Here is a 23,952-nt window from a genome sequence, read left to right as displayed (position 1 = left end):
AATAAACCTCGAAATGACACGTTCGGCTCATGGAATGAACCGCGCGCTGGTTCTCCTAGCATGCCGCCACAATTGTGGCGAATGGCGGAGCGAGATACCCAAACACGTTTTGATTCAAAGAATTACAGGCATTTTAACCGTCCACACAGCCTCGCCTGCGCAAATCGACGCCCGGGACCTGGCTCCCTGCCGGCGAACCGAGGCTTCCCGCAACGGCGAAGTTGACCTATCTCTCAGAGAGGCGCTGCGACCTGATCGTTGCTGCGAATCGTCATCCTCTGCACGGGACGCCTTCATGACCCAATGGTATTTGCGCGCGCGCATTCGAAGCCTGCTGCGGGCCCGCACAGCGGGACTTAAATTCAAGGCGCGCTCCGCCGATCGCGATTCTGAAACCGACCGGCTGCGCGATGATTCCATCTTGCGGGCGATCGACGACGCGCTGAGAGGCGCCGAGGCCGAATATGCCGGCCTTGGAAAACGCATTGACGACGTGCTGGCACAAGCCGCGCTCAAGCTGGGCAACGACGGCAACGATTCCGTTGCCCAGGTCGCCGGCCACGGCCAATCCACCGACCTGATCGAAGTCGACGTCCTGAACAGCCAGCGCCGCCTCGAAGACCTGTCCGCCCGCATCGTTCACTACAAGCTTCTGAAGGCGGCACTGCTGAGCGGGATGCCTGACGTCAAGCCGACGGCTTGAGCCAGCGCATGGCGGCTACGGTCGCCGCGACCTGGCATTAACCGGATGATAACCAAGAAGGGGCCAAGAACCGAAGGCCAGTCTATTCGGTGATCCTACAATGGGACGTTGCCACATGTTCCAACTGTTCCGGCGGGCCCGGGCGAGCACCTTTCTGCGCGGCATGATCGGCGAGCGCGAGTTCAAGGCGCGCTCGGCGGAACGCGACGCCGAGACGGACCGTGGGCGCATCGAGGCCGTCATCCGATCCATCGACGAGGCGGTGCGCAGCGCCGAGGTCGAACAGGCCGGCCTGACCCGACGTATCGACGACGTGCTGTCGCGTGCGGCAGTTTCGTTCGGCAACGGCAACGACGAGTACCTGACAAGGGAAAAAATCGACAGCGAGCATCTCGACCTGTTCGAGCGCGAGATCGCCAACGGACAGCGCCGGCTCGATGAGCTTGCCGTCAGCATTCCGCACTTCAAGTTCCTGAAGACGGCACTGCTGACCCGGTTCCCGAACGTCAAACCGACGCCCCCGACCAAGTAGCGCGTTGGCGACGGACGCCAGCCTCGCATTGCGCCCGACGAGCAGGAACAGGCGGTTCTGGCTATCCGTTGGCGCTCGCCCGGTCACTATTTCCGCTGATAGTCATCCTCGATCCGGATGATGTCGTCCTCGCCGAGATAGCTGCCGGTCTGGACCTCGATCAGTTCCAGCGGAATCTTGCCGGGGTTTTCCAGACGGTGGGTGGCACCGATGGGGATGTAGATCGACTCGTTCTCGTGCACGACCTTGACGAGTTCGTTGACTGTCACCTGGGCTGCACCGCGGACCACGATCCAGTGCTCGGAGCGGTGGTGATGCTTCTGCAGGGAGAGCCGGCCGCCGGCCTTGACGATGATGCGCTTGACCTGGTGACGCTCGCCATTGTCGACCGACTGGTAGGACCCCCACGGGCGATGCACCTTGAGGTGATCCTCCGTCACCTTCGGCGCCACGGCCCTGAGCTTGGCGACCAGCCGCTTCATGCCGTTGGCGTCGTTCTGGCGCGACACCAGCACGGCATCGAGCGTCGCCACCACGACGAGATCGTCGACGCCTTCCAGCGCAACGATTGCGCCGTCGGTGGACACATTGCAGTTGCGGGAGTCTTCGAACACCGCCAGGCCCTGCGCGGCATTGCCGTGGTCGTCCTTGCCGGACAGTTCCCACACCGCATGCCATGAGCCGACATCCGACCAGCCGCAGGCCATCGGCACGACCGCAGCATGAGACGTCTTTTCCATCACCGCGTAGTCGATCGAGATGGCCTTGGCCTCCCCGAACGATTCCGGATCGAGCGTCACGAATCCAAGATCATGGCCCGCCTTGGCCACGGCATCGGTCACGGCATCGACACTCGCTGCGTCGAGCTGGCGGTATTCGTCGAGCAACATGGCCGCGCTGAACATGAAGTTGCCGCTGTTCCAGAGATAGCCCGCCTCGATGTAATCGGCGGCCGTCGCCGGGTCGGGCTTCTCGACAAACTTCGCGACAGCCTGGACGTCGCCCATAATGGGGGCGCCGGGAGAGATGTAGCCATATTCCGTCGCGGGCCGCTCCGGCTTGACGCCGAAGGTGACGACGTGTCCGGCCTTGGCGGCCGGCAAGCCCTGGCGGCAAGCGGCGATAAAGGCGGCGTTATCTGCAACCACATGATCGGCAGCCAGCGCCAACACCACGGCCTCGCCGTCGCGCGTCAATGCGAACGCAGCGCCGGCAGCAATCGCCGGGCCGGAATCCCGCCGCGCGGGCTCCAGCAGTACATCCGCTTCGACGCCGATGTCCGCCAGTTGTTCCAGCACCATGAAGCGGTAGGCCTGGTTGGTGATGACAATCGGCCGTTCGAACAATGTGGGATCGGAGACCCGCAGCAAGGTGTCCTGGAACGTCGAGCGCGGCCCGAACAACGGCAGGAATTGCTTCGGGCGCCCCTCGCGCGACGAAGGCCACAGCCGGGTCCCGGCGCCACCACACATGATCAGTGGAATGATACGTTTGTCCATAAGGTCCTCAAATCGATTGGCTATGCATTTTCTCGTACGTCGTAGTGCCGACGATACCAGGCGACAAAGTTGCGAATGCCGGTCGCGATGGAGGTTTCCGGCCTGAAGCCCACATCCCGCATGAGATCATCCACGTCAGCGAAGGTTTCCGGCACATCGCCCGGCTGCATCGGCAGCATGGTCTTCTGCGCCGCGCGTCCGAGTTCCTTTTCCAGCACGGTCACCACGTCGAGCAGATCCTCCGGCTTGTTGTTGCCGACATTGTAGATCCTGGCGGGCGCCTGTTCATCGCTGCCTTCGGGCACATGGTCAATCAGCCGATCGATCACGCGCGTGACGTCGTCGACATAGGTGAAATCGCGGCGCATCTTCCCATGGTTGAAAAGCTTGATCGGCACGCCCTCGACGATCGCCTTGGTAAACAGAAAAATCGCCATATCCGGCCGGCCCCACGGCCCATAGACGGTGAAGAACCGCAACCCGGTGGTCGGAAGCCGATAGAGATGGCTATAGGAATGCGCCATCAGCTCATTGGCCTTCTTCGTCGCGGCATAGAGGCTGATGGGGTTGTCGACCCGGTCGCCGACCGAAAACGGCATCTTCTTGTTGGCGCCGTAGACCGATGATGATGACGCATAGAGCAGATGCCGGCAATCGTTGTGACGGCAACCCTCCAGCACGTTGAGGAAGCCTTCCAGATTGGCGTCGGCATAGGCATGCGGATGCTCGATCGAATAGCGCACCCCCGCCTGCGCCGCGAGGTGAATCACAACCGGGAAGCGATGCCTGGCAAACAGCGCGGCGATGGCGGCTCGATCCGCCAGATTGGCGTGCACGAACTCGAATCCGGGGTGTTTCTGCAGGATGTCCAGCCGGGCTTGTTTGAGGGTCGGATCATAGTAATCGTTCAGGCTGTCCAACCCGACGATGCGACGACCATCGTCGAGCAATCGCTGCGCGACGTGAAATCCGATAAATCCCGCAGCGCCCGTGACCAGAACTGGTTCATCCGACATTCGACCTCCGGTGGCATTCAAGCATCGGCCCTGACCGGCAGCAACCCGGAGCTCGCTCCTTATGCTGCGAAGCCCCTCAACGCAAGATTGGGCAGATCCAGCTCAAAAGTCGCCATCCAGTTGGATGGTGATTCCCTGAAACTGGGATATGAAACGGAAACGCGGCTATGTTATGCCCCCGCCACATCAAGTTTGATCATCTCAATGTCACATTTCGAACTCGCGATCATGGCCGTCGGAATAGCCGCTGCAGCGCTTTGTGCTGCGCTGACGCCAGTCCTGCGACCGCTGCTCGTCCGCTACGCACTGGCACGCCCCAATGCGCGGTCGTCGCACGTCGTCCCCACCCCACAGGGCGCGGGGATCGCGGTGATCGGCGCGACGCTGCTGGTCGCCGGGATCGCGATCCTGTCGGTATTGGGGGCTCAACCGCTGGCGCTGTGGACGGTGTTTGGCGCGACCGTCGGGATCGCGGCCATTGGCGCCGCCGACGATCTGCATCCGATATCGGTGGCGCCACGCTTGGCGATGCAGGCGATTGCCGTTGGCGCCGTCCTGTTCGCCATCCCCGCCGATCTGCGGATCGTCAATGATTTCCCAATCTGGCTCGAGCGCGGCGTGCTGTTGCTCGCCGCTCTCTGGTTCGTCAACCTCGTCAACTTCATGGACGGGCTGGACTGGATGACCGTTGCCGAAGTCGTCCCGGTCACCGGCGCTCTGGTCGTGATCGGTCTGTTCGGTGGACTGCCTGCATCCGCCACATTCGTCGCCGCCGCATTGGGTGGCGCAATGATAGGCTTCGCACCGTTCAACCGCCCGGTAGCCCGGGTTTTTCTCGGCGACGTCGGCAGCCTGCCGATCGGCCTGCTGCTGGGTTGGTGCTTTCTGGAACTGGCGTTTCGGCAGCATCTGGCCGCTGCAATTCTTCTGCCGCTGTATTATCTCGCCGATGCGACGATCACGTTGCTGCGGAGGCTGGCGAAGCGCGAGGCTGTCTGGCTCGCTCACCGCTCGCATTTCTACCAGCGTGCGACCGACAACGGCTTCACGGTCCTGCAGGTCGTCGGCCGGGTATTCGTCCTCAACATCGGACTGGCGATGCTGGCCGGCCTGTCGATCTATCTCGATTCCACCGGCGCGGATCTTGGCTTGCTTGCGGCGGGTGCAGTCATCGTCGCGGTCGTGCTGCGGCAATTCTCCACGCCACAGCGCTAACCTGCGTCAGCCAGCCTCTGCCCGATACTCCGGAACGGCGTCCTTCAGGATCGCCACCACCACATCGTGCTGATCGGCCGCGATGGCACTGAGCAAGGCCGCCAGCCACGACTTGAGCGTCGGCAGCGGCAGTTCGTGCGGCCGCGCCGCGAGAATGCCGGCAATGCCGATCTCGCTGGTGGGCTCCTGCTTGGCAAACAGAATCTCGTTGAGCCGCTCGCCAGGACGCACGCCGGTGAAAACGATGTCGATGTCGTAGCCCGGCTGCAGTCCCGACAGCCGGATCATGCGATCGGCGAGATCGACGATCTTGACCGGCTGCCCCATGCTCAGCACGTAGACCGAAGCATCGGAGTGCTGCGCATTCATCGCATGGGTCGCAGCGGTGACCACGAGATCGCAGGCCTCGCGGATGGTCATGAAGTAGCGCACCATGTCGGGATGGGTCACGGTCACCGGGCCGCCGGCCTCGATCTGCGCCTTGAACTTCGGCACCACCGAGCCGTTCGACGCCAGCACGTTGCCGAACCGCACCGAGATCAGCCGCATCGGCGACTTGGCGTCACAGCCGCTGGAGGCGTCGCCGTCGAGTGCCTGGCAGTACATTTCGGCGAAGCGCTTGGTGAGGCCGAGCATCGACACGGGCTCGATCGCCTTGTCGGTGGAGATCATCACCATGGCATCCGCGCCCGACGCCAGCGCCGCATCAGCGACGTTGACCGAGCCGAAGATGTTGGTCTTGACGCCCTCGCCCCAGTCGCGCTCCAGAATCGGGACATGCTTCAACGCCGCCGCATGAAACACGACGTCCGGCTTGAATGCGATCATCGGCTGATGGATGCGCTCGCGATCGCGGACATCGGCAATATGGCCGTCAACGACCGCGCCGGTGACCTTGGTCGACAGCTTCTCCATAGCGGCATGAAGTGCCGGCTCGGAGTTTTCAATGATCAGCAGCCGCGCCGCGCCGAAGGTGGTGACACGGTCGCAGATCTCATAGCCGATCGAGCCACCGCCGCCGGTCACGACAACCGACTTGCCGCGCACGAAGGCTTCCAGCCGCGCGTAGTCGATCTTGACGCTGGGACGCAGCAGCAGGTCTTCCACGGCCACTGGCGCGAGTTGCGGCGTGTCCCGGCTTTCCTCCAGCGACGGCAACCGGCTAACCACGAGGCCAAGCTTCCGCGCCCGCATCAGGACGGCTTCGGGATGGGCCTCATCCGTGAAGGCCGAAGGCGTCATCACCACGCGCTCGATCGGTCGGCTGCGGTTGGCAAAGTCCTCGACCACATTCTGCAGGTCGTCGATCCCGCCCAGCACGGGAACGCCGCGGATGGTCTGGCCGCGATCCGACATCGCAGGCGACAGAATCCCGACCGGCCACAGCCGCTTGACCGCGCCGCTCTCGATGCCGCGCAGGAAGACCTCAACATCCGCAGCGCGGCCGATCAGCAAGGTCGGTGCGGCATCCATCGCGCGCGCCTGGTTGCGCGTGCGCGTGTAGCGAAAGTAGCGATAGGTCAGCCGCGATCCACTGAGAAAGAAGATTTCGATGAACCAGTAGATGATGATCGTCGTCTTGCCCAAGAAGAACGTGCCGTAGACGTTCGGGGCGAGGAAAATATAGTCCAGCACCAGCAGCGCGACCGACATCACGGTGGCGGCGCGGATGATATTGAACAGGTCGGGGACCGAAATGAAGCGCCACTTGGTGGTCGTCAGCTGGAACATGTAGCAGACGAAAAAACTGAAGACGACGAAATAGGGCAGAATCGTCAACAGCAACGGCAGCCGGTCCCACAGGTTTTCGCCGTCGAAACGCAGCATGAAACTCAGGACCACAGCCGCCGCGGTCGCGCCTGCGTCGTGAATCGCAATCAGCCAGTTTCGCCAGGTAAACGCAAAAATACGGGCCATCAATGTGCCAACGATCGTGAGATTGGGATGAGTGTCATCTTTGGTCTCCGCGAGCGCGGTTGACCAGGGATGTCGTGCTGTGGCCCTGCAGGATGTCGACCAGCACAACCTCCCCGCCGTTGGCGTCAACGACCTCGTGCCCGACCACCTGCTCACGGGTGTAGTCGCCGCCCTTGACCAGCACGCTCGGCCGGATCTGCGTGATCAACTTCAGCGGGGTATCCTCTTCGAAGATGACGACGAGATCGACCGCCTCCAGCGCCGCCAGCACCTCCGCACGCGAACGCTCGTCCTGCACGGGCCTGTCCTGGCCCTTCAATCGCTTCACCGACGCGTCGCTGTTGAGACCGACGATCAGCCGGTCGCAGGTGGCCCGCGCGGCGGTTAGCACCTTGACGTGGCCGGGGTGTAGAATGTCGAAACAGCCATTGGTGAAGCCGATGCGCAGCTCGGCCTTGCGCCATTCCTGCAGCCTTGCATCGAGATCGCCCGGCGCCATGGCGATCTTGTCCTCGGCAGCGAGAAACGCATCGGGCAGCATCCTGCGCCGCAGTTCAGCAAGGGTCACGATCGCGGTGCCCTTCTTGCTGACCGCGACCGCGGCCGCCGCCGTCGCGGTGCGCAAAGCGGTCTCCCAGTCGGCGCCAGCCGCCAGCGTCACCGCAAGCATCGCCGCCACCGTATCACCGGCACCGGAGACGTCGCGCACCTTGGCCGGCAACGCCGGCACGTGGATCGGCTCGCCGCCACGCGGCACCAGCGTCATGCCATGCTCGCTCTGCGTCACCAGCATGGCTTCGCAGTCCGCCAGCAGCATCGCCTCCTGAGCTGCCGTCGCGATGCCTGCTTCGCTGCCGGCACGGCTGCGGGTGGCCTCAGAAAATTCCTTGCGGTTCGGCGTCAGCAGCGTGGCGCCGCGATAGATCGCGAAATTGGCGCTCTTCGGATCGACAATCACCCGCTTGCCGAGTTTCTTCGCGGCGTCGATGACGTTGCGGATCACCCGCGCCGTCAGCACGCCCTTGGCATAGTCCGACAGCAGCACGATATCGGCGCGCGCAAGCTGCGGCAGGATCGTATCGATCAGTTGCTGTTCGATGGCTGCGGCGGCCGGCGCCGCCAATTCCCAGTCGGCGCGCAGCATATGGGTCGAGAAATGTTCCGACACGAAGCGCACCTTGCGCGTGGTCGGCCGCTGAGGGTCGACGATCAGCAGCGTCTCGATCAGGCTCTCCTGCGCCAGTGTCTCCTTGAGGGTTGCGCCGGCAAGGTCGTCGCCGACCAGTCCGACGAAGATGCAGCGCGCGCCGAGCGCCGCGATATTGCGCGCCACATTGCCTGCGCCGCCGATATTGATCTCGCTGCGCTGGACCGCGATCACCGGCGCCGGCGCTTCCGGCGAGATCCGCGAGACCTCGCCATAGACGAATTCGTCGAGCATGAGGTCGCCGACGCACAGCACGGTCTGGCGGACGATCGCATGCGACAGGGCGTCAAAATCGAACATCAAGCTGTTACCTGTGGCACGTTCAGCGGAAGCGATCGGGCTGGTCGAGGAAGCCCCGGACGTATTGATCGACCGCATCCTCCAGCGAGGTGAAGCCGCCGTTATAGCCGGCCCCGCGCAAGCGATCACCATCGCTTTGCGTGAAATACTGGTAACTGCCGCGGATCTGCTCGGGCATGTCGACATAGGCGATGTTCGGCTTGCTGCCGAGCGCGCTGTAGGCGGCGAGCATCATGTCCCTGAAGCTGCGCGCCGTGCCGGTGCCGACATTGAACAGCCCGCTTACCGACGGCGTCGCCAGCAGCCAGGTCATCACCCGCACCACGTCGTCCACATAGATGAAATCGCGGCGCTGGTCGCCGTCGGCGATGCCGTCGCGATGCGACTTGAACAGCTCGATCGTGCGGCCGGCCTTGATGTCATCGAAGCGCTTGGTCAGCACGCTCATCATGCCGCCCTTGTGATACTCGTTGGGACCAAACACGTTGAAGAATTTCAGGCCGGCCCATTGCGGCGGCAGTTTTTCGCCGCGGGCCGCGCGCTCCGCCACCGCCATGTCGAACAGATGCTTGCTCCAGCCATAGAGATTCATCGGCCGCAGCGCCTTCAGCGCGGTCAACGACGCATCGTCGCGAAATCCCTGGGCGCCGTCGCCATAGGTCGAGGCCGACGAGGCGTAGATCAGCGGCGTCGCACTGGCCGTGCACCAGTCGAGCAGGCGCATCGACAGGCGAAAATTGGTCTCGATGACTAAGTCGCCATCGGTCGCCGTGGTCTCCGAGATCGCACCAAGGTGGATCACGGCATCGAGCTTGCGGCCCTGCAGCCAGCCCATCAGTTCGGCCGGCGGCACGATATCGGCCGGCTGGCGCTTGGCGAGATTGCGCCATTTGCCGTCGTGCCCGAGCACGTCACAGACGGCCACGTCCGTGCGGCCGGCGTCATTCAGCGCGGCCACGACATTCGATCCGATAAAACCGGCTCCTCCGGTCACCAGCAGCATGGAATCCCCGAACTGATTGTGCGCCGCCACCTTTGCCCCAGTCGCGCCCGGCAGGCAACTTGGACCGCCGCGAGGCCTGCGCCGCCGACGGCTTGGTCTCGATGTGACTTTACCCGCCTGCGGGGAGCAGGTACCGACAAGACGTCGTTTGCCAACAGCGAATTCATTAAATTATGAATATAAATTCAACACATGACGGCGCCGCGGGGGGCGAGGCGGACGACACGAGTCCGATTCTGATCGTGCCCTATATGTGGATCGGCGACTTCGTCCGCGGGCACACGGTGGTGCGGCTGCTCAAGCAGCGCTGGCCGAATCGCCCGGTGGACATCCTGGTGAATTCCCAGGTCGCCTCGCTGGTCGATTATATGCCCGGGGTGCGGGCCGGGGTGCTCTGGGACCTGCCGCGCCGCCGGTTGGCGCTGGCCAAGCAGTGGGAACTGGCGGCGAAACTGCGAGCCCGGCACTACCGGACGGTGCTGGTGATGCCGCGGACGTGGAAGTCCGCCCTCGCCCCGGCGCTGGCCGGTATCCCGGAACGGATCGGCTTTGTCGGCGAGTTCCGCTTCGGCCTGCTCAACCGCTGGCGCTGGGGCGAGAAGGCCCTGCCCCGCATGATCGACAAAAAGGGCGCGCTGGCACTGCCGGAGGGGGCGACCCCGCCCGCGGAATGGCCGGTTCCGCAGTTGCAGGTACCCGCCGACGAGATCGCCCGCTGGCGCCTCGCCAACGGCCTCGGCAACGGTCCTGCCGTGGCGCTGGGGCCCGGCTCGGTCGGCCCGTCCAAGCGCTGGAGCTGGTATGCCGAGGCGGCAAAACTGCTGGCCGAGCGCGGGCTGGACGTCTGGGTCATCGGCGGCCCCGGAGAAAAGGCGCTGGCGGACGAGATCGTTGCCACCGGCGGCCCCAGGGTGCGGGATCTGACCGGGACCGACCTGCGCAACGGCGTGGTGGCAATGGCCGCGGCGGGCGTCGCGGCGACCAACGATTCCGGCCTGATGCATATCGCCGCCGCTGCGGGCACGCCGACGATCGGCATCTTCGGCCCGACCAGCCCGCATCTGTGGGGCCCGCTCAATCCCCTAGCCGCCACCATCCAGACCAAGACCGTGGTGCCGTGCCAGCCCTGCCACAGGCCGGTCTGCACCATGAACAACCATGCCTGCATGCGCGACATTCCAGCCATCGAGGTGGCCGACATCACCGCCAGCGTGCTGGCCGAAGCCACCGCGCGACTGGCGCACTGATCCTGCCGGTCGCGCTTGCGCCGATCCGGCCCGGCCGCTACCAGAACCTCGCAATCAACCGGGACACTGCCGTGAACCACGATCCGATCGCCGCTCATTTCGAACAATCGCGCGCCGCGATGGAGCGCGCCGCCGGCGATCCCGCTTTGCTGGCAATATGCCACACCATTGCCGGCGTGATCGTCGCGGCGCTGCGCGCCGGCAACAAGGTGCTGCTGATCGGCAATGGCGGCAGTGCCGCCGATGCCCAGCACATCGCCGCCGAGATCGTCGGCCGCTACAAACTGAATCGCCCCGGCTGGGCCGCGATCGCACTGACCACCGACACGTCGGCATTGACCTCGATTGCCAACGACTACGGCTTCGAACAGGTTTTCGCGCGCCAGGTCGAAGGCCTCGGCCGAAGCGGCGACGTGCTGCTGGCCCTGTCCACGTCCGGCAAGTCGCCGAACATTCTGGCCGCGCTGCGCAAGGCGCGCGCCATGGGAATCGTCACGGTCGGCCTTACCGGCACCAAAGGCGATGCGATGCACGCCGACTGCGATCATCTGCTGGTGTCACCGAGCGACGACACGCCCGTGGTCCAGCAGATCCATCTCGCGGCCGCGCACGGTATCTGCGACGAAGTGGAGCGCGCGCTGGTGGCCAGGACCGACGCGACATGAGCGGCAGCGCCATCTCCCGGCCCGCCGCCTTCCTCGACCGCGACGGCGTGATCAATCATGACGACGGCTACATGGGCACGGCGGACCGCATCCGCTGGATGCCGAATGCGGCCAGGGCCATCCGACGCCTCAACGACGCCGGCTATTTTGTCTTCCTGTTTTCCAACCAGTCCGGCGTGGCGCGCGGCTACTTCACCGAGGACGAGTTGCTCACCTTGTTCGGCTGGATGCGCGCCGAACTGAAGGCGCAGGGCGCGGTCATCGACGACATCCGCTATTGCCCGCATCACCCCGCGGGATCGGTCGCCGGCTATCTCGAGGATCACCACTGGCGCAAACCGAGCCCCGGCATGATCCTCGATTTGATGCAGCACTGGCCGGTGCAGCACGCGGGCAGTTTTGTGATCGGCGACCGCGCCACCGATATCGAGGCCGCCACCGCCGTCGACCTGCCGGGCTATCTGTTTGCCGGCGGCGATCTCGACGCATTTGTCGCCGACATTCTCACGGGTCAGGTCAGCGTGCGATAGACCGCAGCAATCCCGGCGGCCTCGGCATCGAGACTGAATTTGTCCAGCACGCGCTGACGCCCGCGGGCGCCCATCGCTGCAGCCTTGGCGGGATCGCACAGCAGCGGCCCCAGCGCGACCGCCAGGGCATCGGCATCGTCGATTGGCACCAGCACGCCGGTGACGCCGTCATCGACCACCAGTTCCGCCGCACCGGCGCGCGTCGCAACCAGCGCAGCGCCGGCCGCCATGGCCTCGATCAGCGTCAGCCCAAATCCCTCGTTGCGCGAGGTGAAGGCGTAGATCGTCAATCTCTGATACCAGCGCTGCACCTCCGCGATCGGCAATTCGCCGGTGATGACGATGCGCGACTGCAGTCCGGCTGCGGCGATCTGCCGGCGCAGTTCATCGGCAAAGCCGGCCTGATCCGGCTTGATCTCACCGACGATGACCGCGGTGAAATCAGGATAGAGCGGCAGTAGCCGGCACATCGCCGCGACAAACAGATCGGTTCCCTTCTGGGCGCGGACCCGTCCGAAGCAGCCGATCGCATGGCGTCCCGGCAATCCGGTTTCCGCGAAGGCTGCCGCGCGATCCGCGGGCGGCGCATAAGTTTCCGCATCGACGCCGTGGGTGACGACAACCGAGGGCACCTTCAGATAGGAGGCAGAGACCGTGCTGGTTGCGATGATGGCGTCCATCCGGCGGATCAGCCAGCGCGTGATCCAGGTGTGATGGCGCTGCGCCGCCGAGGTGAACACCAGTTTCAGTGGCCAGCCGAGCGCCTTCAGCAGCACGCCGACGATCATCTCGTTGTTGCGTCGGGCGTGCCAGATCAGCGGCGTCGAGCGGCGCCACAACCTCAGAAGGTCGGCCGCGCCCATCCGCTCAATGCCGTCCGGCGCGTCGGAACCCAGCCAGGCGGCGCGAAACATCCTGGCCAGCCTGGGAGCGACCATGCGGTTGGTCGCGGTCACGCCGGAGTAACGCCAGTGCAGATTGGTGACGATCGGCTGCAGTTTCTGCCCTGATTGATGATCGATCGGCACCCGCAGCTCCATTTTGATGCAGTCCCTATACGCAACATTAAGCATAGTCGCCAGTTGGGCGGCACGGAAACCCACTCTTCATCCCGGAGAGGATAGCTTTGCAAGCGAAAGGTGGGTGAGTTGATGACCATTCTCGTGACTGGCGGCGCCGGCTACATTGGAAGTCATATGGTCTACGCGCTGGTGGAAGCCGGCGAAGACGTCGTCGTGATCGACAACCTGGCCACCGGCTTCTCCACCTCGCTGCCAGAGGGCGTGCCGTTGTTCATCGGCGATGCAGCCGACGAGAACCTGGTCATGGGCGTCGTCGCCGCACATGGCGTCGATGCCATCATCCATTTCGCCGGCTCGGTGGTGGTGCCGGATTCGATGCGCGATCCGCTCGACTATTACCGCAACAACACCATGACCACGCGCAGCCTGCTCAGTGCTGCCGTGAGATCCGGCGTCAAGCGCTTCATCTTCTCGTCGACCGCGGCGGTCTACGGCAATCCCGACCAGATGCCGGTCAGCGAAGAGATGCCGACACGGCCCCTGTCGCCCTACGGTTCGTCGAAGCTGATGAGCGAGATCATGCTGCACGATGCCGCCCGGGCTCACGGCCTCGACTTTGTCGTGTTGCGCTACTTCAACGTCGCCGGCGCCGATCCGCAGGCGCGCACCGGGCTCGCCACCATGGGGGCCACGCATCTGCTGAAGATCGCCGTCGAGGCGGCGACCGGGCAGCGTGCCAAGATCGACGTGTTCGGCACCGATTATCCGACGCCGGACGGCAGCTGCATCCGCGACTTCATCCATGTCAGCGACCTCGCCCAGGCGCATCGCGCGGCGTTGGCCTATCTCGAATGCGACGGACCCTCGACCACGCTGAATTGCGGCTATGGCCGCGGCTATTCGGTGCTGGAGACCATCGAAGCCGTGCGGCGCGTCTCCGGCCGCAATTTTGCGGTTCAGGAGGGCCCGCGCCGGCCCGGCGACATCGTGACCATGATTGCCGATACCTCCCGGATTCGCTCGACCCTGGACTGGACGCCGCGCTACGACGATCTCGACACCATAGCGGCGCATGCGCTGGCCTGGGAGGAGAAGCTGGCCCGCGAACGGACGGGCGGCGACATGCTGGCCCGATCGGCCTGAAAGGCCCCCCAGTAAAGCCGACCGCAAACCGGATTTTGGCTTGAAATACCTGCCCATAGCGGGCAATGAGACGGCTGTTTCGCAAGCCAATACTGACGCCGGGCAATCCCTGCTTTGGCGTCAGGGGAACGCGGATGGCCGATATTCCTCGTAAAATTACCGACGATCCCACCGGCGCCTGGGTGGTCATCCGCCGCCTGTTGATGGAACAGGCCGCCGTGCACTGGCGCCGCTATGTCATGGCGTTCGCGCTGATGGCGATCTCCGCAGGCACCACCGCCGGCGCCGCGCAAATGCTCGGCGAGGTCATCAACCAGGCCTATATCGACAAGAGCATCCCGCGCATCGCCCTGTTCTCAGGCATCGTGGTGCTGATCTTCCTGGTCAAGGGCGTGGCGACCTACGGCCAGACCGTGATCCTGTCGCAGATCAGCAATGCGATCCTCGCCAACAACCAGCGCCGGCTGTTCGCCAAGCTGATGAGCGAATCGATCGGCTTCTTCTCGGCGCGGCACTCCTCGGAATTCCTCGCCCGGCTCAACGCCGGCGCCGCTTCGGTGACGCAGGTGCTGAGCCTGCTGATCAACGCGGTCGGCCGCGACCTGCTGACGCTGATCGCCCTCATCGGCGTCATGCTGATGCAGGATCCCTATATGGCGCTGTTCGGCTTCCTGATCGCGCCGCCGGCGATGCTGATGCTGCGCAAGCTGGTGAAGCGCATCAAGGGCCTCGCCCGCAACCAGTTCACCGGCACCGCCGACATCATGGAGACCATGCAGGAATCGCTGCAGGGCATCCGCACCGTCAAGGCGTTCACGCTCGAGCAGACCATGCTGGAACGCATGGAAGCCAGCATCGCCGCGGTGGAGCGCAACGCCAACAAGATGGCGCGGGTGTCGAACCGCTCCAGCCCGATCATGGAAACGCTGGGCGGCCTGGCCATCGCCGGCTCGCTGATGTATGGCGGCTATGCCGTGGTGGCGATGGGCGCCAAGCCCGGCCAGTTCTTTTCCTTCGTCACCGCCTTCCTGCTGGCCTATGAGCCGGCCAAACGGCTGGCGCGACTCAACATCGACCTGCATTCCAGCCTGATCGGCGCCCGCATGCTGCTGGAGATCGTCGACAGCCCGGCCTCCGAACCCAATGACGACGACAAGCCGGCGCTGGCGCTCACCGACGCCCGCGTCGAACTGCGCGACGTCTCGTTCCGCTACCGGCCCAACGAGCTGGTGCTGAACCGCATGAGCTTCGTCGCCGAGCCCGGCAAGGTGACGGCGCTGGTCGGCCCGTCCGGCGGCGGCAAGTCCACGGTGCTGGCGCTGCTGCTGCGGCTTTACGAGGTCACCGACGGCGACATCGTCATCGACGGCCAGTCGATATCGGGCGTCTCGCGCCGCTCGCTGCGCCAGCAGACCGCCTATGTCGGCCAGGACGTCTATCTGTTCCGCGGCACCATCAGGGAGAACATCGCCTTCGGCAAGGTCAACGCCAGCGAGAGCGAGATCGTCGCGGCGGCCAAGGCGGCCTGCGCGCATGATTTCATCATGGGCTTTCCGCTGGGTTACGACACCCCGGTCGGCGAGCACGGCGCGCAGCTGTCCGGCGGACAGCGCCAGCGCGTCGCCATTGCCCGCGCGCTGGTCAGGAATGCGCCGATCATCCTGCTGGATGAAGCCACCGCGGCGCTGGATTCCGAATCCGAGAAGTCGGTGCAGGAAGCCATCGAGCATCTGTGCCGCAACCGCACCACCATCGTCATCGCCCATCGCCTGCACACCATCATGCATGCCGACGCCATCCTGGTGGTCGAGGGCGGCGAGATCGTCGAGCGCGGCCGCCACGACGACCTGCTGCGGCAAAGTGGCCGCTACGCCTCGTTCTTCAAGCTGCAGCACCGCGATGCCAGTCCGCTGGCGCCGCTCGATGCCCCGGCATAACACCGTGCCTTCTCTTCCTGCCGCCTGACAGCGGCATCCTGCCTTCCACACCAGCCCGAGAGCCGTCCATGACCGCATCCTTCGTTATCGCCCCTCCGCCGCAGGCCGCCATCGCCGTCCAGGGCGACGACAAGATGTTTCCGGTGCGCCGCACCTGGTGCGTCGGCCGCAACTATCTCGAGCACATCCGCGAACTCGGCAATGACGAGCGCAACCCTCCCTTCTTCTTCGCCAAGCATGCCGACATGATCGCGCCGGACGGCGCCACGATCCCCTACCCGACGCTGACCAAGGACATGCAGCACGAGGTCGAACTGATCGTGGCGCTGAAGAGCGGCGGCCTCAACATTCCCGCCGACAAGGCGCTCGACCATGTCTGGGGCTACGGCGTCAGCGTCGACCTGACCCGCCGCGACCTGCAGACCATCTCGCGCAAGAAAGAGCAGCCCTGGGAGATCGGCAAGTCGTTCGACATGTCGGCGCCATCAGGCGCGCTGGTGCCGGCTGCCAAGGTCGGCCATCCGTCGAAAGGCAAGATCTGGCTGTCGGTCAACGGCACCGAACGGCAGAAGGGCGACCTCTCCGAGATGATCTGGAACATCGCCGAGATCATCGCAAAACTGTCGCTCCAGGTCGAACTCGGCGCCGGCGACGTCATCCTCACCGGCACGCCGGCCGGCGTCGCCGCGTTGCAGCCCGGCGACAAGGTGGAATGCGGCGTCGACGGCATCGGCACGCTGAAGTTTGCCATCGGCCAGCCGAAGTAAGCGAGGCTTTCTCTGTTCCCCGGACGCGGTGCACTGCGCCGCGCTTGCGCGGCGTGGTGCGCCGCAGATCCGGCCCAGCTTGTGGACCAAGCAAGGTGGCCGGATCTGCGCAGCAGCGTGGCGGCGATGCTCTGCATCGCCTGCGCTGCAGCGCGTCCGGGACACGAGAAGTCCGCCCGCATGCGACGCGTGGTTTCGATTCCCTAATTCAATTGTCAAACAGCCAAGCAACTACAATCCCGCGACGCTTGCGCGCCCGGGCTGTGCTGCATTCCCTTGCCCCCTCGAAATCGAGAGGTCGCGCGGAACGCCGGGTGCCCGATGCACCCATGGGCTTGTGCGCAAAGTATAGTAAGCGCACAAGGCTTGCCACGGTCACACCGGGAAACAGCCCGGCGTTCCGCGCGCAGTGGTGTTAACGGCTTATTGCGTGCTCTCCCCGGCGGCCGACACGGTTTCTCGTCGCCGTCGCTTCCGGTTGAGGGTGTTCCACGGACGGGTTGCCGCGGACTCTCCACCGGGCTTGGTGCTCACGCGGGGCACCAGGACCACACGCCTTCGCCGTCCGCGCAGCGCTGTCGTCTGCGCTTCCTTCAGTTCTCACTGGCCATTCTGGCGAGCCCTGAACCGAATTCCGCGCCTGACGCTGCCGCGTCCACCGCACCCCGCCCCGCGAACCTGACGATCGCGATACGCCCCTCTCGGTGGGACGGGATGCGATGGATTATAAACCTAAACCGATTTCCGTCAAGATGGGGCTAGGAAAAAATATCGCAGTTCGAGTTGGGGTCCGTTCCCCGGACGCGGTGCACCACGCCGCGCAGGCGCGGCGCAGTGTACCGCGTCCGGGGCCCAGCTTGTTGACATCAAGCAAGCTGGGTCCCTGGGTCTGCGCAGCAGCACCGGCGATGCTGCGCATCGCCGGTGCTGCTGCGCGCCCGGGACACGGAGCAAACTGTCGCGCGCCGGGAAAACGGAGAGTAGCGGCGCGCTCCGCATCAATACCGCACCTCCGGAAACCGGCGACCACCGCAACATTCCGGTGACTTGCCGTGGCACGATGCTTGTATCCACCCGGGAACTCGCATTCAATTCCACATCGCATTTGCATCACCAAGAGGCTCCCATGACCACAGCCGTCCATCCGGTCGATGAAATCCTGCCAACCCCTCGCCTGCTCGCGCTCGGCCTGCAGCATGTGCTGGTGATGTATGCCGGCGCGGTGGCGGTGCCGCTGATCATCGGGCGCGCGCTGAAACTGCCGCCGCAGGACGTGGCCTTCCTGATCTCCGCCGACCTGTTCGCCTGCGGCCTCGCCACTCTGGTGCAGTGCATCGGCTTTCCCGGCGTCGGCATTCGCCTGCCTGTCATGATGGGCGTCACCTTCGCCTCGGTCGGCCCGATGCTGTCGATGGCGGCGTCGCCGGAAATCGGCCTGCTCGGCATCTACGGTTCGGTGATATCAGCCGGCATCTTCGCCATCCTGGTCGCGCCGTTCATCAGCCGGATGCTGCCGCTGTTTCCGCCGGTGGTAACCGGCACCATCATCATGGTGATCGGCATCTCGCTGATGCGCGTCGGTATCAACTGGGCCGGTGGCGGATTGCCGACCCTGACCAAGGTGGTCGACGGCGTCCCCGGTGCGTTCCCCAATCCCGGCTACGGGCAATTGCAGGGCCTCGGCATCGCGCTGTTCGTGCTGCTGGTGATCCTCGCGCTGATCAAATGGGGAAAGGGCTTCGTCGCCAACATCTCGGTGCTGCTCGGCATCATCGCCGGCGCCATTCTCGCCAGCGTGCTCGGCGTAATGCACTTCGAGAAGGTCGCCAGCGCGCCATGGGCCGACATCGTGACCCCGTTCCACTTCGGCATGCCGCAATTCCATCTCGTGCCGATCATCACCATGTGCATCGTGATGATCGTGGTGATGATCGAATCCCTCGGCATGTTCCTGGCGCTGGGCGAGATCACCGGCAAAACCGTCGACCGTGACGCGCTGACCCGCGGCCTGCGCGCCGACGGCGTCGGTACCGTGCTGGGCGGCGTCTTCAACACCTTCCCTTACACGTCGTTCTCGCAGAATGTCGGCCTGGTCGGCGTCACCGGCGTGCGCTCGCGCTGGGTGACCATCGCCGGCGGCGCCATCATGCTGCTGCTCGGGTTGTTGCCGAAGATGGCGGCGCTGGTGGAGGCGGTGCCGCAGGTGGTGCTCGGCGGCGCAGGTCTCGTGATGTTCGGCATGGTGGCGGCCACCGGCGCGCGCATCCTCACCGCGGTGGATTTCAAGACCAACCAGCGCAACCTGTTCATCGTCGCCATCTCGGTCGGCTTCGGCCTGATCCCGCTGGTGTCGCCGAACTTCTTCAAGGCGCTGCCGCACGACCTGCATCCGCTGCTGGAATCCGGCATCCTGCTGTGCGCGCTGGTGGCGGTATTGCTGAATGCGTTCTTCAACGGCATCGGCAGCGCCGAGAAAGCCAAGGCGGAAGCTGCGGGCGTGGCGGCGACAGCGACGCATTGAGGGCTAACCTCTCCCCGCTTGCGGGGAGAGGTCGAAGGCGAGCGAAGCGGAGCCTTCGGGTGAGGGGGAGCCAGAGAGACTCTCGGACTCCCCCTCACCCGACGCGCCAAGCTATCGCTTGTCGCGCCACCCTCTCCCCGCAAGCGGGGCGAGGGAAGCAAGCGCCCTACTTCACCTTTGGCTCGAGCCCGCTCTTGGCGATCACCGGCGCGGCCTGGGCCGACGACAGGAAGGCGATCAATTCCTTCCCGGCGTCGGGCTGCGGCGCGGCGCTGGCGAGGCCGGCGGAGAATACCGTGACCTGCTGCAGGGCCGGCGGCAGCGGGCCGACGATGTCGATACCGTGCACAGGCTTCAGCTCGCTGATCTGCTGGAAGCCGATCTCGGCGGCGCCGCTGGCGACGATCTCGCCGACCGGCGTCGCCGGAATCTTGCGCGCCTTGTCCTTCATCTGCTCGGCGATGCCCAGCTTCTTGAACATCTCGGTGCTCACATAGACGCCGCTGGCGGAATCCGAATAGGCGATCGTCTTGCTCGCCAGCAATGCCGCCTTCAGCGTTTCCGGCGACGACAGGTCGGGCTTCGGCGCTCCGCTCTTGACCGCGACGCCGATCAGCGAATCCGCCAGCGCCATGCGGCTGGCACTGACCACCTTCCCCTTGGCGGCAAGCTCGTCGAGCGCATAGCCGACCATGATCAGCACGTCGGCGGGCTCACCGCGCGACAGCCGCATGGGAATCGCCTGCGGCGTCTCGCCCATGGACGGCCCGTAGGCGGTGACCACGGTGTTTCCGGTGGCCTTCTCGAACGCCGGCACCAGTTCCTTGTAGGCCGCGGAGAAGCCGCCTGAGATCATCACATGGACCTCGGCGGCGAATGCGCCTTGGGCGCCGATGAATGAAATGGCTGCACCCAGCAGCGCATGAGTGATGCGACGCATGACGTTTCTCCCGCTTTTCTTGCATCGCGCCGCGACGGACGACGATGGCACCGCCACTGTGGCGATGCGTCGCAGGGTAGATGAGGATGGGGAGAGAGGCCATAGGGCCGTCTGTTGGAAGTTAAAATGACGTTGCGTGCAAGTGCCGCTCGTCACCCTCCCCTGGAGGGGGAGGGTGAAAACTTCAGCTTCCGCGATACGTCGCATAACTCCACGGCGTCATCAGCAACGGCACGTGGAGATGGCCTTCGGGCTCGAACACGGAGAAGCGCAGCGGGATGATGTCGAGGAACGGCGGGTCGGACAGCGGCACATTGTTGGCGACGAAATGCGCGGCGGTGTGGAAGCGCAGCTCGTAACGGCCGATGGGCACCGGGCGACCGCCGATCAGCGGCGCATCGGTGCGGCCGTCGGCATTGGTCATGGTGCGGGCGATGATGCGGTTTTCGCCGAGGTCGGACAGTTCGATCAGCTCCACCGCGATGCCGGCCGCCGGCCTGCCGCCATGGGTATCGAGCACATGGGTCGACAGCCGGCCGTGCACCTTCAGCGGATGATCGCCGCTGACCAGCAGATCGGTGCGCAACGCCGCGATGCGGAAGATCTCAGTGAGCGACGCCGCCATCTCGGTGGCGGCATCGTTGGGCAGCCGTCGCTCGAAATCGCGCAGCACCGAGATCCTTGGTCTGGCGCCGCGCGCAGACGATATAGGGAAAGCCGAATTTTTCCCGGTAGGCGCTGTTGACGCGATCGAAGGCGGCATATTCGGCTTCCGACAGCCGGTCGAGGCCGAGGCTCCCCTGCTCGGCGTTGGATTCCGCCGTGAGGTCACTGGCTTTTTTCGTCTTGTCGGCGAGATCGGGATGCACCCGGATCAGCGCCAGCCGCTGACCGGGCGCCGCCGCCTCGACCACGCTGCGCATCGCCGCGAACAGCTCCGTCACGCCGGCGAACGGCCGCTGCGCTGCGGCCGCTTCCGCGATCCACGGCGAGTATTCGAAGATGTTGGCCAGCGCCGCGACAAAATCGTCCTTGCTGCAGGCGTTCAGTTCGGCGATCGACTTCTGCGACATCGAAATTCCTATCCGACCTCGCGGGCGTCGGCGGCGAGATGCTTGAGATGGGCGTGCCAGTGTTCGGCGATCTGCAGCCGCGTCGGCACCCAGACCTTGTCGTGGCTGCCGATGTAGTCGAGGAAGCGGATCAGCGACGCGGCGCGGCCGGGACGGCCGACGACGCGGCAATGCAGGCCGACGGTCATCATCTTCGGCGCCGTCGCGCCTTCGGCATAGAGCACGTCGAAGGCGTCCTTCAGATAGGTGAAGAACTCATCGCCGCCGCCAAATCCCTGCGGATTGACGAAGCGCATGTCGTTGGCATCGAGACTGTAGGGGATCATCGGCTGCGGGCCGTTCGGCCCCTTGAGCCAGTACGGCAGGTCGTCGGCATAGGTGTCGCACAGATACATCAGGCCGCCTGCTTCCATCAGCAGGCGGTTGGTGTTGATGGAGCTGCGCCCGGTGTACCAGCCGAGCGGCGGAGCACCGGTGGCCTCGGTGTGGACGCGGATCGCCTCGGCGATTTCGGCGCGCTCCTCGACCTCCGACATGTCCTTGTGCTCGATCCATTTCAGGCTGTGGCTGGCGATATCCCAGCCGGCCTCCTGCATGGCCGCGACGATCTCCGGATTGCGCTTCAGCGCGGTGGCGACGCCGAACACCGTGGTCGGCATCCTGCGTTCGGTGAACATCCGCCACAGCCGCCAGAACCCGGCGCGCGAGCCATATTCGAACATCGATTCGATATTGGCGTGGCGCTGGCCCGGCCACGGCTGCGCGCCGAGCACGTCCGACAGGAAGGCTTCCGACGCGCGGTCGCCGTGCAAGATGTTGTTCTCGCCGCCTTCCTCGAAATTGACCACGAACTGCACCGCGATGCGGGCGCCGCCCGGCCATTGCGGATCGGGCGGATTGCGGCCGTAGCCGCGCAGATCGCGGGGATAGGCGGCGTCCGCCATCAGACGATCTCGAAGCGGACTTTTTGCGCGCCCTTCCACAGCACGGTCTTGCCCATAGCCGGCAGGTTCTCGAGGCCGGAGGTCAAAGTGATGAAATGGTTGCCGGCGAGCTGGCCCATCTTGCTGGCGAAATGCACGCCGCTATAGGCCAGCAGGATCTCGGTCTCGCTGATGCCGCCGGGATACAGGATGATGTGGCCGGGCGCGGGATAGGAAGTGTGGTTCTCGTAGCCGACGCCGAAATCGAGATCGCCGAGCGGCATCCACACGCCCTCGCCGCTCCAGCGCACATGGATGGCCTGGCTCTCGAACGGCATCGCCTTCTTGAAGGCAGCCACGGTCTTAGGCGCCAGTTCCTCCTCGAACTTCGCGTTGAAGGAGAAGTCGCCGACATGGACAATGAGCTGGCTCATAAGGGGGTCTCGAATGCTGGGGAGATGGCGGCCGCGGGCAGCCGTCGATTGACGCGGGAACAATCCCGCCCGCGACGGGATTTGTCCAGACCCTAGCGCCTGCCCGGCAAAACAGCAAAACCCCGCCTGAAATATACGCTGTTGCGGGCCGCTCAAATCGGGTTTGTTCACAGCCCAGACGCACGCACAGGGAGCACCGGCATGAACGGATTGGGCGGCCTCAACAAATCGCCTGAGGGCGTGGTGATCGGGCTGGTGCAGTTGCAGCTCCCGGTGGTGGTAACCCGGCAGGACCTGGCGCGGCAGACCGACCGCATCGTGTATATGGTCGGCAAGGCGCGGCGCAATCTCGGCACCATGGACCTGGTGGTATTTCCGGAATATGCGCTGCACGGCCTGTCCATGGACACCAATCCGGACATCATGTGCCGGCTGGACGGGCCGGAAGTGGCGGCGTTCAAGCAGGCCTGCATCGACAATGCGATCTGGGGCTGCTTCTCCATCATGGAGTTCAACCCGGACGGCAATCCGTGGAATTCCGGCCTGATCATCGACGACCATGGCGACATCAAACTGTATTACCGCAAGATGCATCCGTGGATCCCGGTGGAGCCGTGGGAGCCCGGCAATCTCGGCATCCCCGTGATCGACGGCCCCCGCGGCGCGAAGCTGGCGCTGATCATCTGCCACGACGGCATGTTCCCGGAGATGGCGCGGGAATGCGCCTACAAGGGCGCCGAGATCATGATCCGCACCGCCGGCTACACCGCGCCGATCCGCGACGGCTGGCGCTTCACCAACCAGGCCAACGCATTCCAGAACCTGATGGTGACGGCGAACGTCTGTATGTGCGGCTCGGACGGCTCGTTCGACTCCATGGGCGAAGGCATGATCGTCAATTTCGACGGCAGCGTCATCGCTCACGGCACCACCGGCCGCGCCGACGAGATCATCAGCGCCGAGGTGCGCCCCGACCTGGTGCGCGAGGCGCGCATCCACTGGGGCGTCGAGAACAACATCTACCAGCTCTGGCACCGCGGCTATGTGGCGGTGAAGGGCGGCGCGATGGACTGCCCCTACACCTTCATGCAGGACATGGTGGCGGGGACATACCGGCTGCCGTGGGAGGACCAGGTCAAGGTCACCGACGGCACCTCATGCGGATTTCCTGAGCCGACACGGGTATTCACGGCGACGACTGCGAAGGCGGCGGAATAAACGCCACAGCCGTCATCCTGAGGCGCTCGCCCGCAGGGCGAGCCTCGAAGGATGAGGCCACAAGTGCCGAGCTTCCCGCCGCCGCCCTTCGAGGCGCGCAAGCGCGCACTCCTCAGGGTGACGGCTCTTTTTGACTCACC

20 protein-coding genes and 1 pseudogene are annotated in these 23,952 nt (G+C 64.8%); 11 read left to right on the top strand and 10 right to left on the bottom strand.

Going from position 1 to position 23,952, the window contains the following annotated elements:
- Positions 1 to 34: 34 nt before the first annotated feature.
- Positions 35 to 703: a hypothetical protein gene (locus ACUXVA_RS16645; RefSeq protein WP_265079304.1), complete on the top strand. Its 669-nt coding sequence runs from the start codon at positions 35 to 37 to the stop codon at positions 701 to 703.
- Between the two features lie 115 nt (positions 704 to 818).
- Positions 819 to 1,235, top strand: coding sequence for a hypothetical protein (locus ACUXVA_RS16640; protein ID WP_265079305.1), 417 nt, complete (start codon positions 819 to 821; stop codon positions 1,233 to 1,235).
- A gap of 86 nt (positions 1,236 to 1,321) precedes the next feature.
- Here ACUXVA_RS16640 and ACUXVA_RS16635 read toward each other — a convergent pair whose 3' ends face one another.
- Positions 1,322 to 2,734, bottom strand: coding sequence for a mannose-1-phosphate guanylyltransferase/mannose-6-phosphate isomerase (locus ACUXVA_RS16635; RefSeq protein WP_265079306.1), 1,413 nt, complete (start codon positions 2,732 to 2,734; stop codon positions 1,322 to 1,324).
- A 20-nt stretch (positions 2,735 to 2,754) separates the two neighbouring features.
- Entirely contained in the window at positions 2,755 to 3,750 is a 996-nt protein-coding gene (locus ACUXVA_RS16630) for an NAD-dependent epimerase (protein WP_265079307.1), read from the bottom strand.
- A gap of 204 nt (positions 3,751 to 3,954) precedes the next feature.
- On the opposite strand from ACUXVA_RS16630, the gene ACUXVA_RS16625 reads away from it, so the two are divergent.
- Positions 3,955 to 4,965, top strand: coding sequence for an MraY family glycosyltransferase (locus tag ACUXVA_RS16625; RefSeq protein WP_265083773.1), 1,011 nt, complete (start codon positions 3,955 to 3,957; stop codon positions 4,963 to 4,965).
- A 6-nt stretch (positions 4,966 to 4,971) separates the two neighbouring features.
- Here the strand turns inward: ACUXVA_RS16625 and ACUXVA_RS16620 are convergent, their stop codons facing one another.
- Genes ACUXVA_RS16620 through rfaD form a run of 3 tightly spaced genes read right to left on the bottom strand, consistent with a single transcriptional unit; the run spans position 4,972 to position 9,392 of the window.
- Positions 4,972 to 6,882: an SDR family NAD(P)-dependent oxidoreductase gene (locus tag ACUXVA_RS16620; protein ID WP_445487116.1), complete on the bottom strand. Its 1,911-nt coding sequence runs from the start codon at positions 6,880 to 6,882 to the stop codon at positions 4,972 to 4,974.
- A gap of 34 nt (positions 6,883 to 6,916) precedes the next feature.
- A complete protein-coding gene (gene rfaE1, locus ACUXVA_RS16615; protein ID WP_265079309.1) occupies positions 6,917 to 8,389 on the bottom strand; it encodes a D-glycero-beta-D-manno-heptose-7-phosphate kinase in 1,473 nt (490 codons plus the stop codon).
- 22 nt (positions 8,390 to 8,411) lie between these two features.
- The gene (gene rfaD / locus ACUXVA_RS16610; protein ID WP_445493306.1) at positions 8,412 to 9,392 is read right to left on the bottom strand and encodes an ADP-glyceromanno-heptose 6-epimerase; all 981 of its coding nucleotides are present in this window, start codon (positions 9,390 to 9,392) and stop codon (positions 8,412 to 8,414) included.
- 173 nt (positions 9,393 to 9,565) lie between these two features.
- Between rfaD and waaF the strand changes: the two genes are divergently transcribed.
- The 3 genes from waaF to ACUXVA_RS16595 all read left to right on the top strand — a co-directional run bounded on the left by waaF (position 9,566) and on the right by ACUXVA_RS16595 (position 11,834).
- On the top strand, positions 9,566 to 10,639 hold the full coding sequence (gene waaF, locus ACUXVA_RS16605) for a lipopolysaccharide heptosyltransferase II (protein WP_445487114.1): 1,074 nt from the start codon (positions 9,566 to 9,568) through the stop codon (positions 10,637 to 10,639).
- Between the two features lie 71 nt (positions 10,640 to 10,710).
- Positions 10,711 to 11,304 (top strand): D-sedoheptulose 7-phosphate isomerase, encoded by a 594-nt coding sequence (locus ACUXVA_RS16600; RefSeq protein WP_265079310.1) that lies wholly within the window; start codon positions 10,711 to 10,713, stop codon positions 11,302 to 11,304.
- Positions 11,301 to 11,834 (top strand): D-glycero-alpha-D-manno-heptose-1,7-bisphosphate 7-phosphatase, encoded by a 534-nt coding sequence (locus tag ACUXVA_RS16595; RefSeq protein ID WP_265079311.1) that lies wholly within the window; start codon positions 11,301 to 11,303, stop codon positions 11,832 to 11,834. Before ACUXVA_RS16600 ends, ACUXVA_RS16595 begins: the two co-directional genes overlap by 4 nt.
- Here the strand turns inward: ACUXVA_RS16595 and ACUXVA_RS16590 are convergent.
- Positions 11,816 to 12,874, bottom strand: coding sequence for a glycosyltransferase family 4 protein (locus ACUXVA_RS16590; RefSeq protein ID WP_445487111.1), 1,059 nt, complete (start codon positions 12,872 to 12,874; stop codon positions 11,816 to 11,818). The genes ACUXVA_RS16595 and ACUXVA_RS16590 overlap by 19 nt on opposite strands.
- A gap of 111 nt (positions 12,875 to 12,985) precedes the next feature.
- Between ACUXVA_RS16590 and galE the strand changes: the two genes are divergently transcribed.
- From galE to ACUXVA_RS16570, 4 genes are all read left to right on the top strand, one after another.
- Positions 12,986 to 13,999, top strand: a complete 1,014-nt coding sequence (gene galE / locus ACUXVA_RS16585; RefSeq protein WP_445487109.1) for a UDP-glucose 4-epimerase GalE — start codon at positions 12,986 to 12,988, stop codon at positions 13,997 to 13,999.
- 134 nt (positions 14,000 to 14,133) lie between these two features.
- Positions 14,134 to 15,936: an ABC transporter ATP-binding protein gene (locus tag ACUXVA_RS16580; protein WP_265079313.1), complete on the top strand. Its 1,803-nt coding sequence runs from the start codon at positions 14,134 to 14,136 to the stop codon at positions 15,934 to 15,936.
- Between the two features lie 68 nt (positions 15,937 to 16,004).
- Entirely contained in the window at positions 16,005 to 16,703 is a 699-nt protein-coding gene (locus ACUXVA_RS16575; protein ID WP_265079314.1) for a fumarylacetoacetate hydrolase family protein, read from the top strand.
- A 1,126-nt stretch (positions 16,704 to 17,829) separates the two neighbouring features.
- The gene (locus ACUXVA_RS16570; RefSeq protein ID WP_265079315.1) at positions 17,830 to 19,224 is read left to right on the top strand and encodes a nucleobase:cation symporter-2 family protein; all 1,395 of its coding nucleotides are present in this window, start codon (positions 17,830 to 17,832) and stop codon (positions 19,222 to 19,224) included.
- 166 nt (positions 19,225 to 19,390) lie between these two features.
- Here the strand turns inward: ACUXVA_RS16570 and ACUXVA_RS16565 are convergent, their stop codons facing one another.
- From ACUXVA_RS16565 to ACUXVA_RS16550, 4 genes and pseudogenes are all read right to left on the bottom strand, one after another.
- A complete protein-coding gene (locus ACUXVA_RS16565) occupies positions 19,391 to 20,164 on the bottom strand; it encodes a substrate-binding domain-containing protein (protein WP_445487105.1) in 774 nt (257 codons plus the stop codon).
- Between the two features lie 184 nt (positions 20,165 to 20,348).
- A pseudogene (gene uraD / locus ACUXVA_RS16560) lies at positions 20,349 to 21,237 on the bottom strand (2-oxo-4-hydroxy-4-carboxy-5-ureidoimidazoline decarboxylase).
- Between the two features lie 8 nt (positions 21,238 to 21,245).
- Positions 21,246 to 22,181 carry an allantoinase PuuE gene (puuE, locus tag ACUXVA_RS16555; RefSeq protein WP_445487103.1) on the bottom strand — a complete coding sequence of 312 codons (936 nt, stop codon included), beginning with the start codon at positions 22,179 to 22,181 and terminating at the stop codon, positions 21,246 to 21,248.
- On the bottom strand, positions 22,181 to 22,594 hold the full coding sequence (locus ACUXVA_RS16550) for a DUF3830 family protein (protein ID WP_265079317.1): 414 nt from the start codon (positions 22,592 to 22,594) through the stop codon (positions 22,181 to 22,183). Before ACUXVA_RS16550 ends, puuE begins: the two co-directional genes overlap by 1 nt.
- A gap of 201 nt (positions 22,595 to 22,795) precedes the next feature.
- Here ACUXVA_RS16550 and ACUXVA_RS16545 point away from each other — a divergent pair, with 201 nt between their 5' ends.
- Positions 22,796 to 23,812, top strand: coding sequence for a formamidase (locus tag ACUXVA_RS16545; RefSeq protein WP_445487101.1), 1,017 nt, complete (start codon positions 22,796 to 22,798; stop codon positions 23,810 to 23,812).
- Positions 23,813 to 23,952: the final 140 nt, after the last annotated feature.

It is taken from the genome of Rhodopseudomonas sp. RCAM05734 (assembly GCF_052658035.1).
This window is presented reverse-complemented; position numbering and strand designations above follow the sequence as displayed.

Coding starts and splice junctions, on each gene's coding strand:
- ACUXVA_RS16620 (WP_445487116.1), bottom strand. CDS start 6,882: ATGGCCCGTATTTTTGCGTTTACCTGGCGAAACTGGCTGATTGCGATT.
- ACUXVA_RS16575 (WP_265079314.1), top strand. CDS start 16,005: ATGACCGCATCCTTCGTTATCGCCCCTCCGCCGCAGGCCGCCATCGCC.
- ACUXVA_RS16565 (WP_445487105.1), bottom strand. CDS start 20,164: ATGCGTCGCATCACTCATGCGCTGCTGGGTGCAGCCATTTCATTCATC.
- ACUXVA_RS16630 (WP_265079307.1), bottom strand. CDS start 3,750: ATGTCGGATGAACCAGTTCTGGTCACGGGCGCTGCGGGATTTATCGGA.
- waaF (WP_445487114.1), top strand. CDS start 9,566: ATGAATATAAATTCAACACATGACGGCGCCGCGGGGGGCGAGGCGGAC.
- ACUXVA_RS16550 (WP_265079317.1), bottom strand. CDS start 22,594: ATGAGCCAGCTCATTGTCCATGTCGGCGACTTCTCCTTCAACGCGAAG.
- ACUXVA_RS16640 (WP_265079305.1), top strand. CDS start 819: ATGTTCCAACTGTTCCGGCGGGCCCGGGCGAGCACCTTTCTGCGCGGC.
- ACUXVA_RS16590 (WP_445487111.1), bottom strand. CDS start 12,874: ATGGAGCTGCGGGTGCCGATCGATCATCAATCAGGGCAGAAACTGCAG.
- ACUXVA_RS16545 (WP_445487101.1), top strand. CDS start 22,796: ATGAACGGATTGGGCGGCCTCAACAAATCGCCTGAGGGCGTGGTGATC.
- ACUXVA_RS16595 (WP_265079311.1), top strand. CDS start 11,301: ATGAGCGGCAGCGCCATCTCCCGGCCCGCCGCCTTCCTCGACCGCGAC.
- ACUXVA_RS16645 (WP_265079304.1), top strand. CDS start 35: ATGAACCGCGCGCTGGTTCTCCTAGCATGCCGCCACAATTGTGGCGAA.
- ACUXVA_RS16635 (WP_265079306.1), bottom strand. CDS start 2,734: ATGGACAAACGTATCATTCCACTGATCATGTGTGGTGGCGCCGGGACC.
- ACUXVA_RS16570 (WP_265079315.1), top strand. CDS start 17,830: ATGACCACAGCCGTCCATCCGGTCGATGAAATCCTGCCAACCCCTCGC.
- puuE (WP_445487103.1), bottom strand. CDS start 22,181: ATGGCGGACGCCGCCTATCCCCGCGATCTGCGCGGCTACGGCCGCAAT.
- rfaE1 (WP_265079309.1), bottom strand. CDS start 8,389: ATGTTCGATTTTGACGCCCTGTCGCATGCGATCGTCCGCCAGACCGTG.
- rfaD (WP_445493306.1), bottom strand. CDS start 9,392: ATGCTGCTGGTGACCGGAGGAGCCGGTTTTATCGGATCGAATGTCGTG.
- ACUXVA_RS16625 (WP_265083773.1), top strand. CDS start 3,955: ATGTCACATTTCGAACTCGCGATCATGGCCGTCGGAATAGCCGCTGCA.
- galE (WP_445487109.1), top strand. CDS start 12,986: ATGACCATTCTCGTGACTGGCGGCGCCGGCTACATTGGAAGTCATATG.
- ACUXVA_RS16580 (WP_265079313.1), top strand. CDS start 14,134: ATGGCCGATATTCCTCGTAAAATTACCGACGATCCCACCGGCGCCTGG.